18 protein-coding genes and 1 riboswitch are annotated in these 18,314 nt (G+C 36.9%); of the genes, 7 read left to right on the top strand and 11 right to left on the bottom strand.

The genetic code is table 11. The annotated features are described in order from the left end of the window. Positions 1-151: 151 nt before the first annotated feature. The 11 genes from PY770_RS00280 to lysA form a co-directional block, all read right to left on the bottom strand. Positions 152-349 (bottom strand): IS3 family transposase, encoded by a 198-nt coding sequence (locus PY770_RS00280; protein ID WP_225361969.1) that lies wholly within the window; start codon positions 347-349, stop codon positions 152-154. A 10-nt stretch (positions 350-359) separates the two neighbouring features. Beyond that, the gene (locus PY770_RS00275) at positions 360-1,025 is read right to left on the bottom strand and encodes an IS3 family transposase (RefSeq protein ID WP_275046083.1); all 666 of its coding nucleotides are present in this window, start codon (positions 1,023-1,025) and stop codon (positions 360-362) included. Positions 1,026-1,042: 17 nt separating this feature from the next. Continuing rightward, complete coding sequence (locus PY770_RS00270; RefSeq protein ID WP_103450316.1) at positions 1,043-1,294, bottom strand: transposase; 252 nt, start codon at positions 1,292-1,294, stop codon at positions 1,043-1,045. 29 nt (positions 1,295-1,323) lie between these two features. After that, positions 1,324-1,971 carry a hypothetical protein gene (locus PY770_RS00265; RefSeq protein ID WP_275045932.1) on the bottom strand — a complete coding sequence of 216 codons (648 nt, stop codon included), beginning with the start codon at positions 1,969-1,971 and terminating at the stop codon, positions 1,324-1,326. 212 nt (positions 1,972-2,183) lie between these two features. Next, the gene (locus tag PY770_RS00260; protein WP_275045931.1) at positions 2,184-4,067 is read right to left on the bottom strand and encodes an acyltransferase family protein; all 1,884 of its coding nucleotides are present in this window, start codon (positions 4,065-4,067) and stop codon (positions 2,184-2,186) included. A gap of 142 nt (positions 4,068-4,209) precedes the next feature. Then, positions 4,210-5,289, bottom strand: coding sequence for an aspartate-semialdehyde dehydrogenase (locus PY770_RS00255; protein WP_103429102.1), 1,080 nt, complete (start codon positions 5,287-5,289; stop codon positions 4,210-4,212). An 18-nt stretch (positions 5,290-5,307) separates the two neighbouring features. Then, a complete protein-coding gene (gene dapB / locus PY770_RS00250; protein WP_103429103.1) occupies positions 5,308-6,084 on the bottom strand; it encodes a 4-hydroxy-tetrahydrodipicolinate reductase in 777 nt (258 codons plus the stop codon). Next, positions 6,077-6,961: a 4-hydroxy-tetrahydrodipicolinate synthase gene (dapA, locus tag PY770_RS00245; protein WP_103429104.1), complete on the bottom strand. Its 885-nt coding sequence runs from the start codon at positions 6,959-6,961 to the stop codon at positions 6,077-6,079. The genes dapB and dapA overlap by 8 nt, the downstream gene beginning before the upstream one ends. 3 nt (positions 6,962-6,964) lie before the next feature. Then, on the bottom strand, positions 6,965-8,128 hold the full coding sequence (locus PY770_RS00240; protein ID WP_103429105.1) for an N-acetyldiaminopimelate deacetylase: 1,164 nt from the start codon (positions 8,126-8,128) through the stop codon (positions 6,965-6,967). Between the two features lie 5 nt (positions 8,129-8,133). Continuing rightward, positions 8,134-8,841 (bottom strand): 2,3,4,5-tetrahydropyridine-2,6-dicarboxylate N-acetyltransferase, encoded by a 708-nt coding sequence (dapD, locus tag PY770_RS00235; protein ID WP_103423677.1) that lies wholly within the window; start codon positions 8,839-8,841, stop codon positions 8,134-8,136. 12 nt (positions 8,842-8,853) lie between these two features. Then, complete coding sequence (gene lysA, locus PY770_RS00230) at positions 8,854-10,152, bottom strand: diaminopimelate decarboxylase (protein ID WP_103429106.1); 1,299 nt, start codon at positions 10,150-10,152, stop codon at positions 8,854-8,856. A 104-nt stretch (positions 10,153-10,256) separates the two neighbouring features. Then, a riboswitch (Lysine riboswitch) is annotated at positions 10,257-10,429 on the bottom strand. Positions 10,430-10,610: 181 nt separating this feature from the next. On the opposite strand from lysA, the gene PY770_RS00225 reads away from it, so the two are divergent. From PY770_RS00225 to PY770_RS00195, 7 genes are all read left to right on the top strand, one after another. Continuing rightward, positions 10,611-11,981, top strand: coding sequence for an aspartate kinase (locus PY770_RS00225; protein WP_014081397.1), 1,371 nt, complete (start codon positions 10,611-10,613; stop codon positions 11,979-11,981). Positions 11,982-11,995: 14 nt separating this feature from the next. Beyond that, on the top strand, positions 11,996-12,970 hold the full coding sequence (gene dapF, locus PY770_RS00220) for a diaminopimelate epimerase (protein WP_275045930.1): 975 nt from the start codon (positions 11,996-11,998) through the stop codon (positions 12,968-12,970). Positions 12,971-13,028: 58 nt separating this feature from the next. Continuing rightward, on the top strand, positions 13,029-13,628 hold the full coding sequence (locus tag PY770_RS00215) for an NADPH-dependent FMN reductase (RefSeq protein ID WP_103423674.1): 600 nt from the start codon (positions 13,029-13,031) through the stop codon (positions 13,626-13,628). 82 nt (positions 13,629-13,710) lie between these two features. Then, positions 13,711-14,328: a L,D-transpeptidase gene (locus PY770_RS00210; protein WP_163601086.1), complete on the top strand. Its 618-nt coding sequence runs from the start codon at positions 13,711-13,713 to the stop codon at positions 14,326-14,328. A 235-nt stretch (positions 14,329-14,563) separates the two neighbouring features. Then, positions 14,564-14,884: a DUF536 domain-containing protein gene (locus tag PY770_RS00205; RefSeq protein WP_103429108.1), complete on the top strand. Its 321-nt coding sequence runs from the start codon at positions 14,564-14,566 to the stop codon at positions 14,882-14,884. Between the two features lie 578 nt (positions 14,885-15,462). Next, positions 15,463-16,752: an MFS transporter gene (locus PY770_RS00200; RefSeq protein WP_275046082.1), complete on the top strand. Its 1,290-nt coding sequence runs from the start codon at positions 15,463-15,465 to the stop codon at positions 16,750-16,752. Further along, the gene (locus PY770_RS00195; RefSeq protein ID WP_168848128.1) at positions 16,736-18,289 is read left to right on the top strand and encodes a bifunctional metallophosphatase/5'-nucleotidase; all 1,554 of its coding nucleotides are present in this window, start codon (positions 16,736-16,738) and stop codon (positions 18,287-18,289) included. The genes PY770_RS00200 and PY770_RS00195 overlap by 17 nt, the downstream gene beginning before the upstream one ends. The last annotated feature ends 25 nt before the right edge of the window (positions 18,290-18,314 follow it).

Genomic DNA, 18,314 nt, shown 5'->3' with positions numbered 1-18,314 from the left:
TTTTTATCGAACTGATCTTTTAGAAATACTGGATTGAAGTCAATATTTGAGACAGATTTTAAGAGATATTCAGAACCGCGTTTACCTTCCACAGCTCAAATAAATCATTAATCGCGATTAATAACTTATTTGAACCCTGGAAAGCATTAAATCAGGCGGCCATTTGGCTCGTAAGTGTTGCAATTTCAACTTGTAAGGGGGTCTGGTAGCCCAGTGAACTATGAATTCTCTTCCTATTGTAGAAAGCATGCACATATTCAAAAAGGATGGCAGCGGCAGTTTCATAATCTTCAAAGATCGGCACTGGATAAACACATTCCTTTTTGAGGGAAGCGTGAAAGGATTCCATTGGCGCATTATCATACGGACAACCCCTTACGGCTGTAAGAATGGCGGATATGTAGTTCTGTTAACCGTTGGTTGTAATCATCGCTGGTGTACTGTGATTCTAAGTCTGTGTGGATAATCAGGTCCCCAGTAATGGTTCGATTTTTAACCGCGCTTTCCAGGGTCTTTAAGACTAAATCAGTATCCATCTTTTTTGAGAATGAATAGCCGATAATTCGTCGTGAGTGCAGATCCATGATGGTTGATAAGCAACACCAGCCATTACGCTTCGTTTGAATATAGGTCATATCAGCGGTCCATTTTTGATTTAAACCAGTGGTCGAGAAATCCTGCTTAAGCAAGTTGGGACGCTGTTCAACCTTGGTTTTGTAAGCCGCTTTCCATTTATTGACGGTAACGGAGTGGATATCCAGTTCCTTCATGAGCCGGGAAATCCGTCTTGGGCTGCACCGACGCTGCAGTGGTTGAAGTTCCAGATTCAATTCATGGTGGATCTTCATAACGCCGTATCGCTGCTTGAATTCCGCAAAGATCCGCAGAATCCGTTGTTTTAAGTCCACATCTTCGGCCCGGCGTTTTGAAGGCTTTGGGGATCGATAACGATAATACTGAGCTCTGGAAACACCGAGGATTCGGCACATCTTAGTTACCTGGTGGTGATGGCTTTCTTGGTGAATGTAATCAAAAATATTGGTTACTTCTGCGCAAGGAAGCCCAGGGCTTTTTTTAGGATTTCGTTCTCCTCAGACAGGGAAGCCAGCCGCTTTTCCATCGCTTTAATTTCGTCTGGCGATTTACCGGATTGAGTTTTGGCTTGGCCCTGGATCCACTTATGAACTGTTGAATAGCCAATGCCATATTTTCTGGCCAGTTGGGCAGCTGATTCGCCTTGCTTATATAGGTTGATAATGTTTTGTTTGAATTTTTTGTCGTAATGAGTTGGCATGTAAAAATTCCTTCCTTTCGAGAGACGATTTATTCATTATACCCTCTCTTAAAAGTTGTCTCAGGAATCAGCTTACATCCAGCTTGATTAGAAGTTGTATCTGCATATACTCCACTATACAATTTGACTAAATCATTAGAGTCTTTATCATTATTTGATGGCATTTGATTACTTGAATCATCATTTTTAACTTCATCAGTTGAATTAGGTTGACTTTGCTCTGATTTATTTTCATCAGTTGTCTGTGTTTTAGCAGGTTCAGAATTATCCTGAACTTCATTAGTTAATTCAGAAGTTGGTTGTTCTTGAGCTTTTACTTCATTTTGAGGTGCTGTTTCTGGATTTGTTTCAGTAGTTTTACTTGTGTCATTTTCATTTTTAGTATCATCTTTTGCAGATGATTTTGAAAGATTGACTTGATTAGAATTAACACCGTCACCAGCTACCGGAGCGTTATCCTGATTAGCTGCTTTTACATCTACACTAACTACTTGTGAATTGGTATCGGCTGATACGTGGAGTCCACCACCAACAATTCCCATTGATGCAAAAGTAATTCCCATTGCAATACTTAACCAACCACGTTTACTTTTAATTAATTTATAGCGTTGCTTAGTTTCTCCAGTTTCCCATGAAACTTTATTACGTTTTTTAATTGCTTTCTTAAAGCTTTCCATATAATAATTCTCCTTAAAAGTACCTAAATAAACAGTCGAAAATTGTTTAGCACGATTGTTATTTAAAATTAAATAGGTTAAATAACGGTTAAAACCTTAACAAAAAAACTGATTTATAAACAAAATGTATAAACCTTTAGTTTGTAAACAATAAGAACATAATTTTTAAAAAAAAAGCTGAATTCATAATGAATTCAGCTTTATTTATTATATTATTTTTTCAAAATTTCATTAGCAATGAAACTAGCATATTTAACTGACCCTGTTTGATTAGGATGAGTTGAATCACTATATAACCAATCTGGATGATCTTTAATGTAATCATTCCAGTCAATCACCGTTAAATTATGATATTGCTTTTGTGCATTATTTAAGGTGTCGTTATCTGTATTTTGCCAAGGTTGAGTTGGAACATACACATTAATCCAATAGACATGTCGTTTTGACCCAGCAATTTGCATAATCTGTTTAATGGTATCGTCTTTAATTTCACCATTAGTTCCTAACCCGATAATGATATTTTTACCCATCAAACCTTGATTCGATAGACTTTGAAGAATTGAAACTCCATCAGTCGTTTGTCGCGAAACCGCAGCATCAATATAGAGTCTTGGAAAAATCTTTTGTAAATCATCTCGTCCAGACAACATTACAGAATCACCCACAGCACAACCAGAGAATTTTTCGGCTTCGTTGAGCTGCGTTGCACTTAAACCTTCTTTTTCAAATTCAGTAACATCTGCTTGGGAACGTTTAATGGCTTGCTTACTTTTGATTCTTTCAGCTAATTTTTTATTATGATCTTTTTCTTTTTGTGAATTTTCCTTAATTCGCTTAGCTAATTGAGTATGATTGGCTTGATGAGGATTAATCAATGTTGATTGAATAATACCAAACATTCCAAACGTTAAAATTACAAATAACACAATTTGTAGTTTAGATAATTTTTTGATGTATGCAATAATTTTATGAAATAGTGCTCGATAATCATAATGTCCAAACGGAATTTGAATGCAACGATATGATAATTCTGAGACAACTCCAATCAATAATAATTCAACAATTCCATAAATTAATTGATGATCAGCAATATCCTTAAATTTATCACCAAAGAACACAAAAACTGGTAGTTGATAAACATAAATTTCATAACTTCGTGAACCAATCCAATTAAAAATGGGATTAGTCAATCTTTTGTTCCAAAAACCAGCGTTAGCAACCACTGCCCACATAGTTAACACGGTTGCTAAAGAAAAGAGAACCATCCCACCACGATAAAGAAAAGTTGATTGAGCCCCAACTGTAAAGACTAAAATAGCCATTAAAAATAGGCCAATTCCTCCAATAACGTTAAAAAACACATTTTGTTCTTTACCGGCATGATGCATAATTCGATTACTAGGCCAAATCACAGCAAGTGCTGCTCCCAATAAAATTGAAAACATCCGCGTATCAGTTCCATAATAAACCCGACTAGGATCAACTCCGTGTTGATATAACAAAGCCATTTCAATGATAGAAAACAGTGATAAGCCTAACGCAACATATAAAACTTGTTTTTGATTAAGTGCTTCACTCTTTTGTCGACCTTTATTAAAGAATCGCAAAATTAACATCACAATCAAGGGCCAAATTAAATAGAATTGCCCTTCAACTGCCAACGTCCACAAATGCGTAAAAGGTGACTGTGATCCAGCAAAATTTTGAAAATAAGATTGCCCATTTAAAATTTCGTACCAGTTATATGTATAAGTTAAATTAGTTACAATGCTTTGCCATAAATTAGCTAACAGATTTCTTTGGAAAAAGGTAATGTAGGCAGCCGTTGCAAACAACATCATAATTAACGTCGGATACAACTTTTTAATTCGTTTATACCAAAAATTACCATAATCAAAAGTATTCGTTTGCTGATATTCACCAATTAAATGATCAGTAACTAAGTACCCAGATAATGTTAGAAAAATGGGAACGCCTAAATAACCCCCACTGAATAATTGTGGATTGAAATGATATAAAATCACGCCAATTACTGCAAGCGCTCTAAGACCGGTAAATCCAGTAATAAAACGATGTTTAACTTTGTTATTTTCCATAATCTGCACTACATTCCCATAATTTAATTTAATTTTTCTCTAAGCTTGATTATATACTTATACTTACAATTTTTAAAACAAAAATCCCAGTCTAACAGCCGTCTAAACAGCTGTTGGACTAGGATTTACATCAAATTAAAACTTATTTTCCATAATATTCATCAGGGACATGAACTAAATCATGTTCAACTAATTTTTCGGCAATTTGAACTGTGTTAGCAGCGGCACCTTTTAACAAGTTATCTGCTACGACCCACATGTTGTAACTACCAGGATTTTCAGGATCTTCTCTTACTCGACCAACAAAGGTTTCAGTATGACCTTCAGCATCAATTGGTTGAGGATAAATTTGGTTAGCGGGATCATCTTGAAGGACTAATCCTTTACCATTTTTGATTAATTCCTGGACTTTTTTAGTATCTAATTTACTTGGATCTTCAACTTCAAAGAACACTGATTCTCCATGACCAATCACAACAGGAACTCGAACACAGGTTGCGTTAACTTTGATTTCATCAGAGTTCATATCACCTGACATAATCTTCTTAGTTTCATGAACCATTTTCCATTCTTCATGAGTAGAACCATCTTCTTCGAAAACATCGATCTGAGGAAGAAGGTTAAAAGCTAAAGGATAATGTTTCTTTTCCCCTTTGACTGGGAAAATTTCAGCAGTCATTGGTTTACCATCAAGATGTTGTTGTGCTTCATTATCAAGTTCTTTAATAGCCATTTGACCAGCACCTGAACCTGCTTGATATGTAGAAACGATTACTTGTTTCAAACCAGCAACTTCCTTAATTGGTTGTAAAGCAACTACCATTTGGATGGTTGAACAATTAGGATTGGCAATAATTCCCTTGTGATCGTAAATTGCTTGTTCGTTAACTTCAGGAACAACCAAGGGAACTTCAGGATCCATCCGGAACGCACTGGTATTATCAACCGCAACGGCACCACGTTTCACAGCTTCTGGTAAGAATTTTTTTGAAGCTGCTCCACCAGCAGAAGCCAACACGATGTCGACATCATCAAAAACTTCGGGAGTGGTTTCTTCAACTACCACATCTTGTCCTTTGAATTGTAGAACTTTACCAGCTGAACGGCTGGAAGCTAAAAACTTAACATTTTTAACGGGAATTGATGATTTTTCCAATTGGTCAATCATTCGCGTTCCGACGGCACCAGTAGCACCTAAAATTGCAACATTATACTCTCTCATAGTTAGTTATCCTCTTTTTTATAAAACGTTTTCTAATCCAATTTCAAATCCATTAAGTTTTTGAATGTTTTTAATGGCAATGTTTAACCCATGCATAAATGAAGCACGATCAAAAGAATCTTGGCGAATGGTTAAGGCTTCACCTTGACCACCAAAAAGTACTTCTTCATGAGCCACATAGCCAGGTAACCGAACGGCATGAATGTGAACGCCTTCATAATCGGCACCACGTGCTCCCGGAAGTGTTTCAACCGTAGGATATTCAGTTCCTTTAGATTCACGACCGGCCACAATCATTTTAGCAGTATTAATCGCAGTTCCCGAAGGTGCATCCTTTTTATCAGCATGGTGCATTTCGATAATTTCGGCATCAGGGAAATACTTCGCCGCTTGTTTAGCAAATTGCATTAAAAGCACTGCTGATAAACCAAAGTTAGGCACAATTAAACCTTTGGTATTCGTTTGTTCGGCAAGCTTTTCTAGTTCCGCAACTTGGGCTTCGGTCATTCCACTCGTTCCAATCACGGGTACCATGTTGTGATCTAACGCAAATTTAGCATTTTCAAAGGCGCCAGTTGGAGTCGAAAAATCAACCCAGACATCAGCATCCGTTTGAATGTCAGCTAATTGGTTAAACACTTTACAGTCAGTTGGCAAACCGTAGTCAGCCGCATCCGTTGTTTTCAAATTAGGACTGTATACGGCCACTAATTCTAATTCAGGATCAGTTTCAATCATCTTACAAGCTTGGGTTCCCATTGAACCTCTAAATCCAGAAACTAAAACTTTAGTCATTTTCCGTCTCCTTTTCGCCTACAGCTACTAATAATTCATTTTGTTGCTTTTCATTTAAATCAACAATTGGTAAACGAGACCCACCAACGTTTAACCAGTCATGATTCAATAAGAATTTTACAGGTGAAGGTGATGGGAACATGAATAATGCTTGCATCTTAGGGGTTAATTCACGTTGAATTTGTCCAGCTAATTGAATATCATTATTCATTAATTGGTACATCCGGCGCAAATCTGGCATGTAAAGGTGGGAAGCCACTGAAATAACTCCTTGTCCACCCACTGTTTTGGCAAATAAAGCTTGAGGATCTTCACCAGTATATGTAAGGAAATCATCCGGTGTATTTTCCACAATTCGTTCAAAGTCTTCCATTGAACCACATTGTTTTACTCCGATAATATTAGGATAGTGACTCAATTCGATAATCGTATCAACATCCATCGTTACTCCAGTTCTACCTGGAATATTGTACATAATAATTGGCAAATCAGAAGCATCGGCCACGGCTTTGAAGTGGGCTTTCATCCCAATTTGGTTGGGTTTGTTGTAGTAAGGAACGACTACTAAAGCAGCATCAATTCCCGAAATTTGAGCCACTTCTTGGGTGAAATCGATTGTACCTTGCGTACTATTATTTCCCGTTCCCGCAATGATGGGAGCACGACCAGCAACAATTTCAACAAACTTTTGGTAAAGTTCAATTTTTTCAGCATGAGATAACGTTGGAGTTTCTCCAGTGGTTCCCCCAATTAAGAAACCAGTGCCACCTTCTTGCAACAAACGATCAGTTAATTCTGCTAAAGCAGTAAAATTAATTTGATCATGGCAATCAAATGGAGTGACAAGTGCAGTGATAATATCAGCATTATTAAACATGAATTACTCCTTTTCGTTCATTCGATGAGTTAAAAATCCAGTAATGGCAGAAATCCCAGGTTGAATGGCTTTAGTATCTGGCACTAATTGACTGGAATGAAGTTGATGATCTGGATCACCAATTCCTAACCAAAACATGGTTCCCGGAATTTTAGATAATAAATAACCAAAGTCTTCTCCAGTCATTGCCGGTTCAGTTTCTTGATAAGTAACTTCGAAATTTTCTTCCATATAATTGATGAAATCAGCGGTTAGTTTCGGATTGTTTTCAACGGGTAAATAGCCACCTTGATTTAATTTCAAATCAACTTTACATCCGTAGCTAGTTGCAATTCCATTGGTGACCTCTTGTAACCGTTCATCAATGTGTTCAATCATGGTTTGGGTTAAGCCCCGAATCGTGCCCTTTAAATGAGCAGAACCCGAAATCACATTGCGAATTGTTCCCGCTTCAAACTGACCAAAGGTAATGACGCCTCCTTCAATCGGATCGACACTTCGCGAAACAATCGTTTGTACTTGATTAATAAATTGACTAGCAGCCACAATCATATCGTTAGCGAATTGCGGATATGCAGCATGGCCTTGTACTCCAGTGAAATCAACGTCAACTTCCGTGGTTCCAGCAAATAAGGTCCCCATCCGACAACCAATCGTGCCAGCATCCAGTTGCGGATTATCGTGTAATCCATAAAATTCATCCGGACGCCATTGATCAGTAAAGACGCCATCTTCGTAGGCTAATTTCCCTCCATTTTCACTTTCTTCGGCTGGTTGGAAGAAAAACAAGAGGTTGTCTTGTGGTTGATGTTTGGCAAAATAACGTAACGTGCCTAATGCCACTGTCATATGGATGTCGTGCCCACAGGCGTGCATCTTCCCAGGATGTTGCGATGCAAAACTTAATCCCGTTTCTTCATTAGTAGGGAGTGCATCAATGTCGGTTCGATAACCAATCGTGCGTTTGGGACTAGAACCGTGGAATAACACTAGAATCGCAGTTGATAATTCTTCTGGTACTTTGATTTCAGTAAAATCAGTATCAGCAGTAAATTGTTTGATTTGTTTCATTAAATAGTCATGAGTTTCAAATTCGTGTAAAGCTAATTCGGGAATTTGATGTAAGTCTTGATAAATTTTACGTAAATCTTGATCAAGCTCTACCATATTGTCTAACCTCTTAAATCGTCTTCTAATTTAGTCTTATCAATAGTTTGTTGGTTTACGTCTTTGATTTTTTTAGCAGGCATCCCAGCAACGACTGTGTAAGGTTCAACGTCTTTGGTAACGACCGCACCAGCAGCAACGACTGCCCCTTTACCAACATGAACTCCTTCAATCACAACGGCATTTGCACCAACTAATACATCATCGTCAATTCGAACTGGTTCGGCACTAGCTGGTTCAATTACTCCAGCTAAAACGGCACCAGCACCAATATGACAGTGCTTTCCAACTAAGGCACGACCACCAAGCACGGCACCCATATCAATCATTGATGCTTCACCAATTTCAGCACCGATGTTGATTAAAGCTCCCATCATAATCACGGCATCTTTCCCAATTTTAACTTGGTCACGAATTACAGCACCTGGTTCAATTCGGGCATCAATATTTTTGGTGTTCAATAATGGAACAGCTGAGTTTCTGCCATCACTTTCAATTTCAGAAGCTTCGATTTGGTCAGCATGATTAGTTAAGATGGTTTCAACTGCGGCCCAGTCCCCAAAAATCACTCCAGTGTTGCCATTGATGAAAGTCTTAATGGTATCAGGAAAATCAATTTTTGCTAAGTCACCCTTTAAGTAAACTTTAACGGGAGTTTTCTTTTTGGCATTTGAGATGTATTGAATAATTTCGTGAGCGTTTAGTTCAGTCATGTTTTTCTCCTCTTAAATATCTAATTTTTTGTCTAAATGAATTAGGTCAGCGTAAGTTTCTCGTTCAATTGCAATTTGTGATTTACCATTTTCCACAAATACTACTGCTGGACGGGGGTTGAGATTATAATTGGAAGCCATTGAATAACCGTAAGCACCAGTAGCAAGCACGGCGATTACGTCACCAGGATGTAAAACAGGAAGTTCGATATCTTTAATCAAAATATCTCCCGATTCACAGTATTTTCCAGCGATGGTTACTAATTCAACGTTGTCATCATGGACATCGTTTGCCACCACAGCATCGTAATAAGCGCCGTATAAAGCGGGACGGATGTTATCACCCATTCCTCCATCAACAGCAACGTACTTTCTGATTTCAGGAATATCCTTACTTGATCCAGCGGTGTAAAGAGTGGTTCCTGCTGGCCCAGCAATTGAACGACCTGGTTCAATCCACACAGCAGGAAGTGGTAAATTGCGACTTTCCGTTTCGTGACGTAAAGTGGTTAAAATTTGTTGCACAAAATCTTCTGGACGAATGGGATGATCAGCATCTGTATACTTAATTCCGAATCCCCCACCAACGTTGATGATTGAAGGCATGTAGCCAAAATCATCATTCCAGTGTTGCATTAACTTAACTAATTTTTCGGTTTCAATCTTAAAACCATCCGTTTCAAAGATTTGCGAACCAATATGAGAATGGACTCCCACTAAGTTCATGTTAGGTTCCTTTAAAACTTGTTGTAAAACTTCATCAGCTTGGCCAGTTAAGATATCAAAACCAAATTTACTATCTTGTTGACCGGTTTGGATAAATTCATGAGTATGAGCGGATACAGCTGGCGAAACTCGTAACATAACATCAATCGTTTCGTTTTTTGTAGCTAAAACTTCACTCAATAATTGAATTTCATAGAAATTATCTAAAATGATTACCCCAACATGATTGTCAACGGCCATTTCAAGTTCTTCACGAGACTTGTTATTTCCGTGAAAACTAATGTGATCCATTGGGAAACCAGCTTTAATAGCAGTATAAAGTTCACCACCAGAAACGACATCCGCATGAGCATTTTCCTGTGCTAAAACTTGGTACATGGCAATACAAGCAAAGGCTTTGCTGGCATAACTAACCGCGTAGTCAATGTCATTTTCCCTAAAAACACGTTGGAATGCATGAATCTGACTTCTAACTTTACTAATGTCATAAACCTGTAAGGCTGTCCCATATTGAGCTGCTAAATCAGTAGCCAGGATGCCACCAATCATTAATTGATTATCTTGAACTTCATTGCTATCCAACATTTATGGATCCTCCAGTTTTTATTAAATCGAATTTAAAAACAAAAAAGAGTCTATTTCACGAAAGCTCCGCAAAAATAGACTCTTTTAAAACATTTTCAGAATCGATTATATATAGCTCCCCGGAAATAATTCCGACAGTCCATAGCTTATTCAACTATGTCCCAGCTTGCTAAGTTCCATTTAACTTAGTGCTTCGGCAAATAACCCTTTCGCTTGTTTCATCGTCTAATGGTAACTCCCCAAACTAATCTTATTATTTGCGACCTCTATTTGATTTATTAAAGCATAACGAATTCAGTTACTTTCGTCAATACTTTTCCCAGATTTAATGAATCATTCGTAAATTTCTTTATTTCTATATACTAAGCAAGATAATTGTCGTATTTTATTCCCCCAAAGGTTGCCGAGTTGTTAAAATAGTGATAATTTCTGAATAACAAATTTACGAGGTGAATTAAATGAAAGTTGTAAAATTTGGTGGTAGCTCCTTAGCTGATGCAGACCATTTTGAACAAATTATTAAAATTATTAAAAGTGATCCCGAACGAAAAGCAGTTGTCGTCTCAGCTCCTGGAACTCGTTTTAAAGGCGACATAAAAGTAACTGATCTCTTAATCAAATATGCAAATCAATTCCTTAATCACGAACCTTTTGAAAATACGCAAACAGAAATTATTAAACGTTATCAAGCAATTGCTGACCACTTTCAGTTACCTGAAAATGTCATGGAAAGAATTGCAACTACAATTCAATCCTTACCATTGCAAACCTACTCTGATGATGAATTTTTAATGGCCGGATTTAAGGCGCAAGGTGAGTATCTAAACGCCTTCCTATTGACCGCTGTATTAAATAAAATTGGTATGCCAACCCAGTTTATGGATCCAAAAGAAGTGGGCTTTTTAGTGAGCGATAATGCGCAAGATGCTCATGTTTTAGATGCTACCTATGCTAACTTAGCGCAATTTCGTAATCCCGAGCAACACTTAGTTTTTCCTGGTTTTTTTGGTTTTACTGAAACAGGTCAAATTGCAACTTTTTCCCGTGGTGGTTCTGACATTACTGGATCGATTGTGGCTAAAGGGCTAGACGCTGATGTCTACGAAAACTTTACTGATGTAGATGCCATTTATTCGGTGGATCCACGAATGGTTCAAAACCCAAAAAGCATTAAAGTCATGACGTATCGTGAAATGCGAGAATTATCATACGCCGGATTCTCTGTTTTTCATGATGAAGCAATTTTACCTGCAATTGAAGCTCAAATTCCTATCAACGTTCGCAATACTAATCATCCCGACTTACCAGGAACGATGATTGTGCCCGAAAGAACTTTCAAGCCAACTGGTTTAGTAACTGGGGTTGCTAGTTCAAAACGATTTGCAGCTCTCTACTTACATCGTTACTTGTTAAATAAAGAAACTGGTTTTACCCTAAAATTATTGCAAATTTTATATAAATACAATATTTCTTACGAACACATGCCTTCCGGGATTGATGATTTAACTATCATTTTTGATAAACGTCAATTTACACCTGAACTAATCGAACAAATGTGTGCTGAAATTCAAGAGGTCTTGAATCCTGATCAATTGGAATGGATTAACGATTATGCCATCATTATGATTGTGGGAGAGGGAATGCAAAAAAGTCCCCACACCATTGAAGATATTATCCGTCCACTTAGTGATCACGAAATTAAAATTCACATGATTAACCAAGGGGCTTCCAAAATTGCAATTATGTTAGGAACTAATGAATCTGATGCCGAACAAGCGGTAAAATTAGTGTATCAACACTTCTTTGATAATAATCGAATTATCGATTAGAAAGGTCTACATTTATGACAAAATTACTTAAGGTCCATGGATCCGAAAACACCTTTTTTCTCTTTGACTTAACTCAATTTGAACAACAACCAACTTTTGCAGAAATTTCTAAATTAGCAGTATCGATGAAGGCCGGTGATAATCCCGATTTAAACAATATCGACGGGATTTTAGTCGTTCAAGATTCTGACCATCAAGATTGTTTAGGGAAAATGACAGTGGTTAATGCTGATGGAAGTTTAGCGTCAATGTGTGGAAATGGCTTGCGAACCGTCACCCGTTATTTAGCCGAAAAATTTGGCAAAACCAAGTTTAAAGTGGAAACGCAAGATGCCGATTTAGACGTGGAAAAAGAAGCCGATTTAGCGGACCAAGTCCCTGCTTATGGAGTCCAAATTTCACCAGTCCGGTTTGACCACAACGATTTTCCCTTTGAAAAACTAGGGACCGACGAAATTCACGACCAAATGTTACCGCAATTAGATGATCGCTTAAGTTTTACAGCAATTGCATTACCGAATCCTCATTTAATTAGTTTTGTGTCGGATGCAGTTTTAAAAACCGATAAATTAAAAAGATTGGGAACTTATTTGAACGGAGAAAATCCGTATTTTACTGACGGAGTAAACGTTAACTTTGCTAACATCCTAGCTCCTGATACCCTCTTCGTGCGCACTTTTGAACGTGGTGTGGGATTCACAAATGCCTGTGGAACTGGAATGACTTCGACTAGTTTAGCCTACGCTTTAAACCATTATGAAGGTGATTTTGATCGTATTATTACGGTTTACAATCCTGGTGGCATGGTTAAGGTTCATGTCCAAAAAACGGGGAATGATTTACAGCTTCAATTAATTGCAAACGCTACTGAACTAGGTACTTTCACAATTGATGCAAAAGATTTATTTGACCATCATTTTGCCGCAGGAACTTACCAACCAACTGATGAAGAAGCCCATTATCAAGAATGGATTAAAAGTTTAAACTAATTTAAACAACTTACTAAAAGAAAGTGGTATACTAATAGTATATTAATTAAAGGATGGCATGATGATGACTAAAATTAACGTAATCTTAGGTAGCGTGCGAGAACCTTCTATGGGAAATCGCTTATTTACTTATTTAAAAAACAATCGGCTTGAATTGGAAGCCGAAAATGGGATTCAATTAACCTTTATCAAGGTTGGAGATTATCAATTGAAACCTTATAATCAACCAATACCTCCATTAGCAACCCCTGAATACCCCAACAACTTGCCAGAAAATGCCAAGCAATGGGTCAACGATGTTTCTGATGCGGACGGAGTTTTAATCTTAGCTCCTGAATATGACTACTCCATTCCAGGTGCTTTAAAAACAGCCTTGGATTATTTAGCAAAGGGTATGGACGGCAAACCAGTTCAAGTCATTAGCTACTCAATGGGAAAAGTTGGCGGATTATTAGGTATGATGGCTTTATTACCCGTTTTCCAAGTTCTCAATATGATTACTTTGAACCATAATTTACAACTTGCTAACATTCAAAAAGTATTTGCTGAAGACGGTAACTTTATTCCAGAATTGGCAGAATCTGAACAAGTTTATTATCGTAACCGAATTGCACAAATCATTAAAAATATTTCACATTATTCTGAATTACTAAAATAACTCTGCTAAATCACAGAGTTATTTTTGGTGTGTTAAACTATTATTAATAGTTGCAAATAGAACAAGAAAAAAAAGGATTTACATGATGAAAAAAGTAAAATTAGCTTTACTAGTTGTTTGTTTAAGCATCGTCGCTTCGTTATTCTTTTTAACAGGGACGACTTCTGCTAATCAAAAAACTAATTTACTAAATCCTAGTTATACTAAGTTGAATGGCAAAAAAGTGGTCGATTGGAAGAAACCAACCGCTAAGAAATACGTTGATTTAACTAACGTTCCTGCTAAAGATTTAAAAATTGTGGTTAATCAAAAGCACCAAACGGTGAATATTTATAAAAATAACAAATTAGTTGAACAATTCCTTTGTTCAACTGGAAAACGTACAAAAGAAACTGCTACTCCAGTTGGAATATTTGCAATTGAACCAGAACACGGAACGTGGTTCTACAACGCTAAACCTGACGTTGCTGAAGGCGCACGAAACTTCGTAAGTTTTAAAGATCACGGAGTTTATCTCTTCCACTCAGTCGTAATGAACCAAGATAACCAACCAATTATGAGTCGTCAAGGTCGCCTTGGTCACCCTAATTCACACGGTTGTGTCCAAATGAGTTTGCCTGATAACGTTTACTTCTACAACACTTTCTCACAACCTGACAAAGTGGGAACCAAAGTTGTGATTGAACCATTTAGTAAATAATATTGATTAACAAAAAGAACTCGATAATGACGTTATCAGCTGATGTTTCCTTGCGGAATATACTTCTGATAACGCCTTTTTTGTATGCTAATTAACAATCAATAAAGTAGAAAAACTGCTGATGAATTAAAAATAAGCAAACAGTCCAAATATAATTAAATATATATATATGATTCAAAGATATCTAAATCACTAGAGTTGGAACAGATTTGAGATTAATTCTGAAGGACTTAAAGTGCTGGAAAGCTTTGACAAAGAAAATTACCAAAAACGTCAAGATAAAAACGACAATGTTGTCAATAAGCAAATGCTTGACATTTTAGCTGAACAATTAAGGGTTAAAGATCAACAAATTGCAGAACTAAATAAAGCATTAGATCAGCAGCAACAGCTATCATTGATAACTACCCAAGAGAATCGACAATTAAAAGAAAAGGTCAATGAACTTGGTGGATATTTAAATTCTGATAATAGGGAAGTTGATAAAACAAAAGAACCCACACAAGTTCATAAAGAACAGGTAGGGTTCTGGGGTAGATTATTTGATAAGCACTAAACATACAATTTTTGTAAATTATCAAAAAGCATAATAAAGCAAAAGACACCCAAATGGGTGCCTTTTGTTCTACTTTCGTTGGCTACAAATCGCAACAACGATTAATAGCTATGCAAATCAGTGAGATTTCCATGACGTTGTACCTCCTTTCGACAGGAGTTGTAACCATTAAACGCTGACTGGGCGTTTTAAGTTACTAAATTATTGTATCATTTAACTTAATCATTTATAATTACCTTAGTGAGATTTCCATGTTGTTTACCTCTTATAGGAGACAACGGAATTAGTCGTTTGACCACGACTAAAAAATTTAAGGGTACCCTCTTAACGGGTACTCTTTTTTATTTTTCATTAATTTAAGGCAATAAAAAAGTTCGCCAACTACGACGAACCTAATTTATGATAATTTTTTCCAATCGACCAATACCATTGCTAAGCTAATTAAAATTAAAACTAAACAAAGATTGAAATTATTACTGAGAGTGTTATTATAAACTTTAAAGAAATTGGCTTTAACTGGTTCAGAGAAACCACAAGCTTTACCCAGATGATTGTATAATAATATACTTTTATTCAGAGTGATTTTGTGTGACCTGAACCAGGCCATTATAAAATCACTTTTTTATTTGGAGGTAGTTTTCATGCATTTTTCGAAGTTTACGAAGTACCAAAAAGGTGTTTCACTTTCAACCGGATTGAGTTTCATCCTTGAAAGAATGGACGCTGCTTTTATGGGATTGGCGTTAGCATCAATCATTGCAACATTACATATTTCAAAAGCACAAGGTGGTTTAATTCCAGCCATTACCGCTGTTGGTTCATTAGTTGGTGGAATTGGATTCGGTATTTTAGCCGACAAATTTGGTCGAGTTAGAACGCTTAGTTGGTCAATCTTTATTTATGCATTTGGAACTGCCGGAATGGGTTTCACTAATTCATTTACTCTTCTTCTAATTTTCCGAATCATTATTGGACTAGGAACTAGTGGTGAGTATGGAATTGCTTTAACCATGCTTAGTGAAGCTTTCCAAAAGAAATACATGGGACGAATTTCAGCAACTGCAGGAGTCGCTGGCCAAGTTGGAGCAATTATTGCCTCATTACTAGCTGCCGTTGTTCTTCCTGACTGGCATCTCCTCTTCTTTATTGGAATTATTCCAGTTATTTTAGCTGCTTACATCCGTTTCAGACTTCCTGAAAGTAAGACTTTTAACGATAATAAAATTGAAGATAAAAAAGATAAAAAAGTTAAATTAGGTGACGTTTGGTCATTATTTGCTACACCTGCCGAAGCCTTCTTATCAATCAGAATTGTGATCATGTTCTTAATTCACATTGCTGGTTATGGTACTGTAATGAACTGGCTTCCAACGATTGCACAAGAACGAATGCATGTTGACGTTGCTAAATCATCTCTTTGGATGGTATTCACAATCGTCGGAATGGCATTAGGAATGTCAGTTTTTGGTTACCTTCAAGATAAATATGGGAGTCGGATAGCTTTCGGGATTTTCTTAGTTGGATCGGCTATCTCCGTTTTCTTCTTAATTATGGCAACTAACCCAATTGAATTCGTGATTGCTGGTGCAATTGTTGGTTTCTTAACAGACGGAATGTACAGTGGTTATGGTGCAATTGTCAGCAACCTTTATCCTAGTAAGAATCGAGCAACTGCTAACAACACGATTATGTCAGTTGCCAAAACAATTGGAACTTTCTCTCCCGTACTAGTTGGATACATTATGGATGTATCCACGGTTACAACTGTGGTAATCTTTATGAGTATCTGTTACTTAATCAGTTTTGTCGTTATGATGTCAATTAAACAATTGAAGAAGGATCACCCACGTTATGTCGAAGACAATTAAAATTTTATCAACCAGTGATGTCCATGGTTTTGTTTATCCAACTGATTTTAGTAGTCGGGATAATCGAACTGAATTAGGTTTATTAAAAGCTGGAAGTTACATTAAACAAACGAAAGAAAATGCTAAAGACGATGAAACTGTCGTGGCCATTGAAAATGGTGACTTGATTCAAGGATCACCACTAACTAGTTATTTAGCCGATCATTCTGATCATCAATCTTTCTTGAGTTTGATTACTCGAAAAATTGGGTACGATGCTGGAATATTAGGTAACCATGAGTTTAACTATGGCTTTAATTACATTAAAAATAGTGAAGCAGACCGAAATTATCCAATTTTAGCGGCCAATATTGATGGTGCCATCGCTGCTGGCATTGCTGACCAACCTTATCAAATTATTGAAAAAAATGGGATTAAAATTGCAATTCTTGGGTTAACCACTGCTTTTATTCCGAATTGGGAACTCGCGAAAAACATCCCTGGTTTAACGTTTAACTCCATTTTGCCAATTGCTAAACAATTAGTCCCTGAACTACGTAAACAAGCTGACGTGGTCATTGTTAGCTATCATGGTGGCATTGAGGCTGATCCAGAGACTGGTGAGCCAACGGAAAAATATACTGTAGAAAATGAAGGGGCTCGTTTATTAAACGAAGTTCCCGGAATTGACGCACTTGTTACCGGACACCAACATCGAGAATTAGCTACTAAAATCAACGGTGTCCCACTAACTCAACCAGGTCTACATGGAACCAATGTTGGTGAAATTACGCTTCAACTTGATAACGATAATCATGTCATATCTAGTGAGAGTCAATTAATTGACACAGCTCCCATTAAAATTGACCCTGATTTAATGCCTAACCCAGAATTGGAAGAAACGGTACAAGACTGGCTTGATCAACCAATGGGAACCGTTACTGGTGCAGATATGCGGATTACTAGTCCGATGGAAGCGCGCTTGCATGGTCATCCTTATTTAGAATTAATCAATCAGGTCCAAATGGATGCCTTAGGTGCAGACATTGCTAGTACAGCCCTCTTTAACGATGATTTAGATGGCTACGGTCGCAATGTTTCTATGCGAGAAATCATTAATAATTATCCTTATCCCAATCTAGCATTCTTAGAAAAAGTAACTGGAAAAGATTTAAAAGCTGCCTTAGAACGTTGTGCTAGTTTCTTTACATTGCAAAATGGTGAAATTGGCATCAGTACAGAATTCACGAAGCCTAAATTGCAAATGTTCAATTATGATTTTTATAGTGGGATTGACTACGAATTTGATTTAACGAAGCCAGTTGGTCATCGAGTTACGAAACTAATTTATCATGATAAACCAGTTACAGATGATCAAAGTTTGTTAGTAGCAATGAATAATTATCGTGGAATTGGTGGTGGTGAGTATTCGATGTTTGGTAGTGATAAACTAGTTAAACAAACTAGCGATAGCATTCAAAACTTAACGATTGAATACCTTAAGCATCATGACCCCTATCAAGCTATTCAACCAAATAATTTAACTATAAAAAAATAATGAGCTAGCTGAGAAATCAGCTAAC

It is taken from the genome of Fructilactobacillus sanfranciscensis (assembly GCF_029023685.1).
Lineage (GTDB): Bacteria > Bacillota > Bacilli > Lactobacillales > Lactobacillaceae > Fructilactobacillus > Fructilactobacillus sanfranciscensis.
Note: the sequence above shows the minus strand (reverse complement) of the source record. Positions and strands in the feature narration are given on the sequence as shown.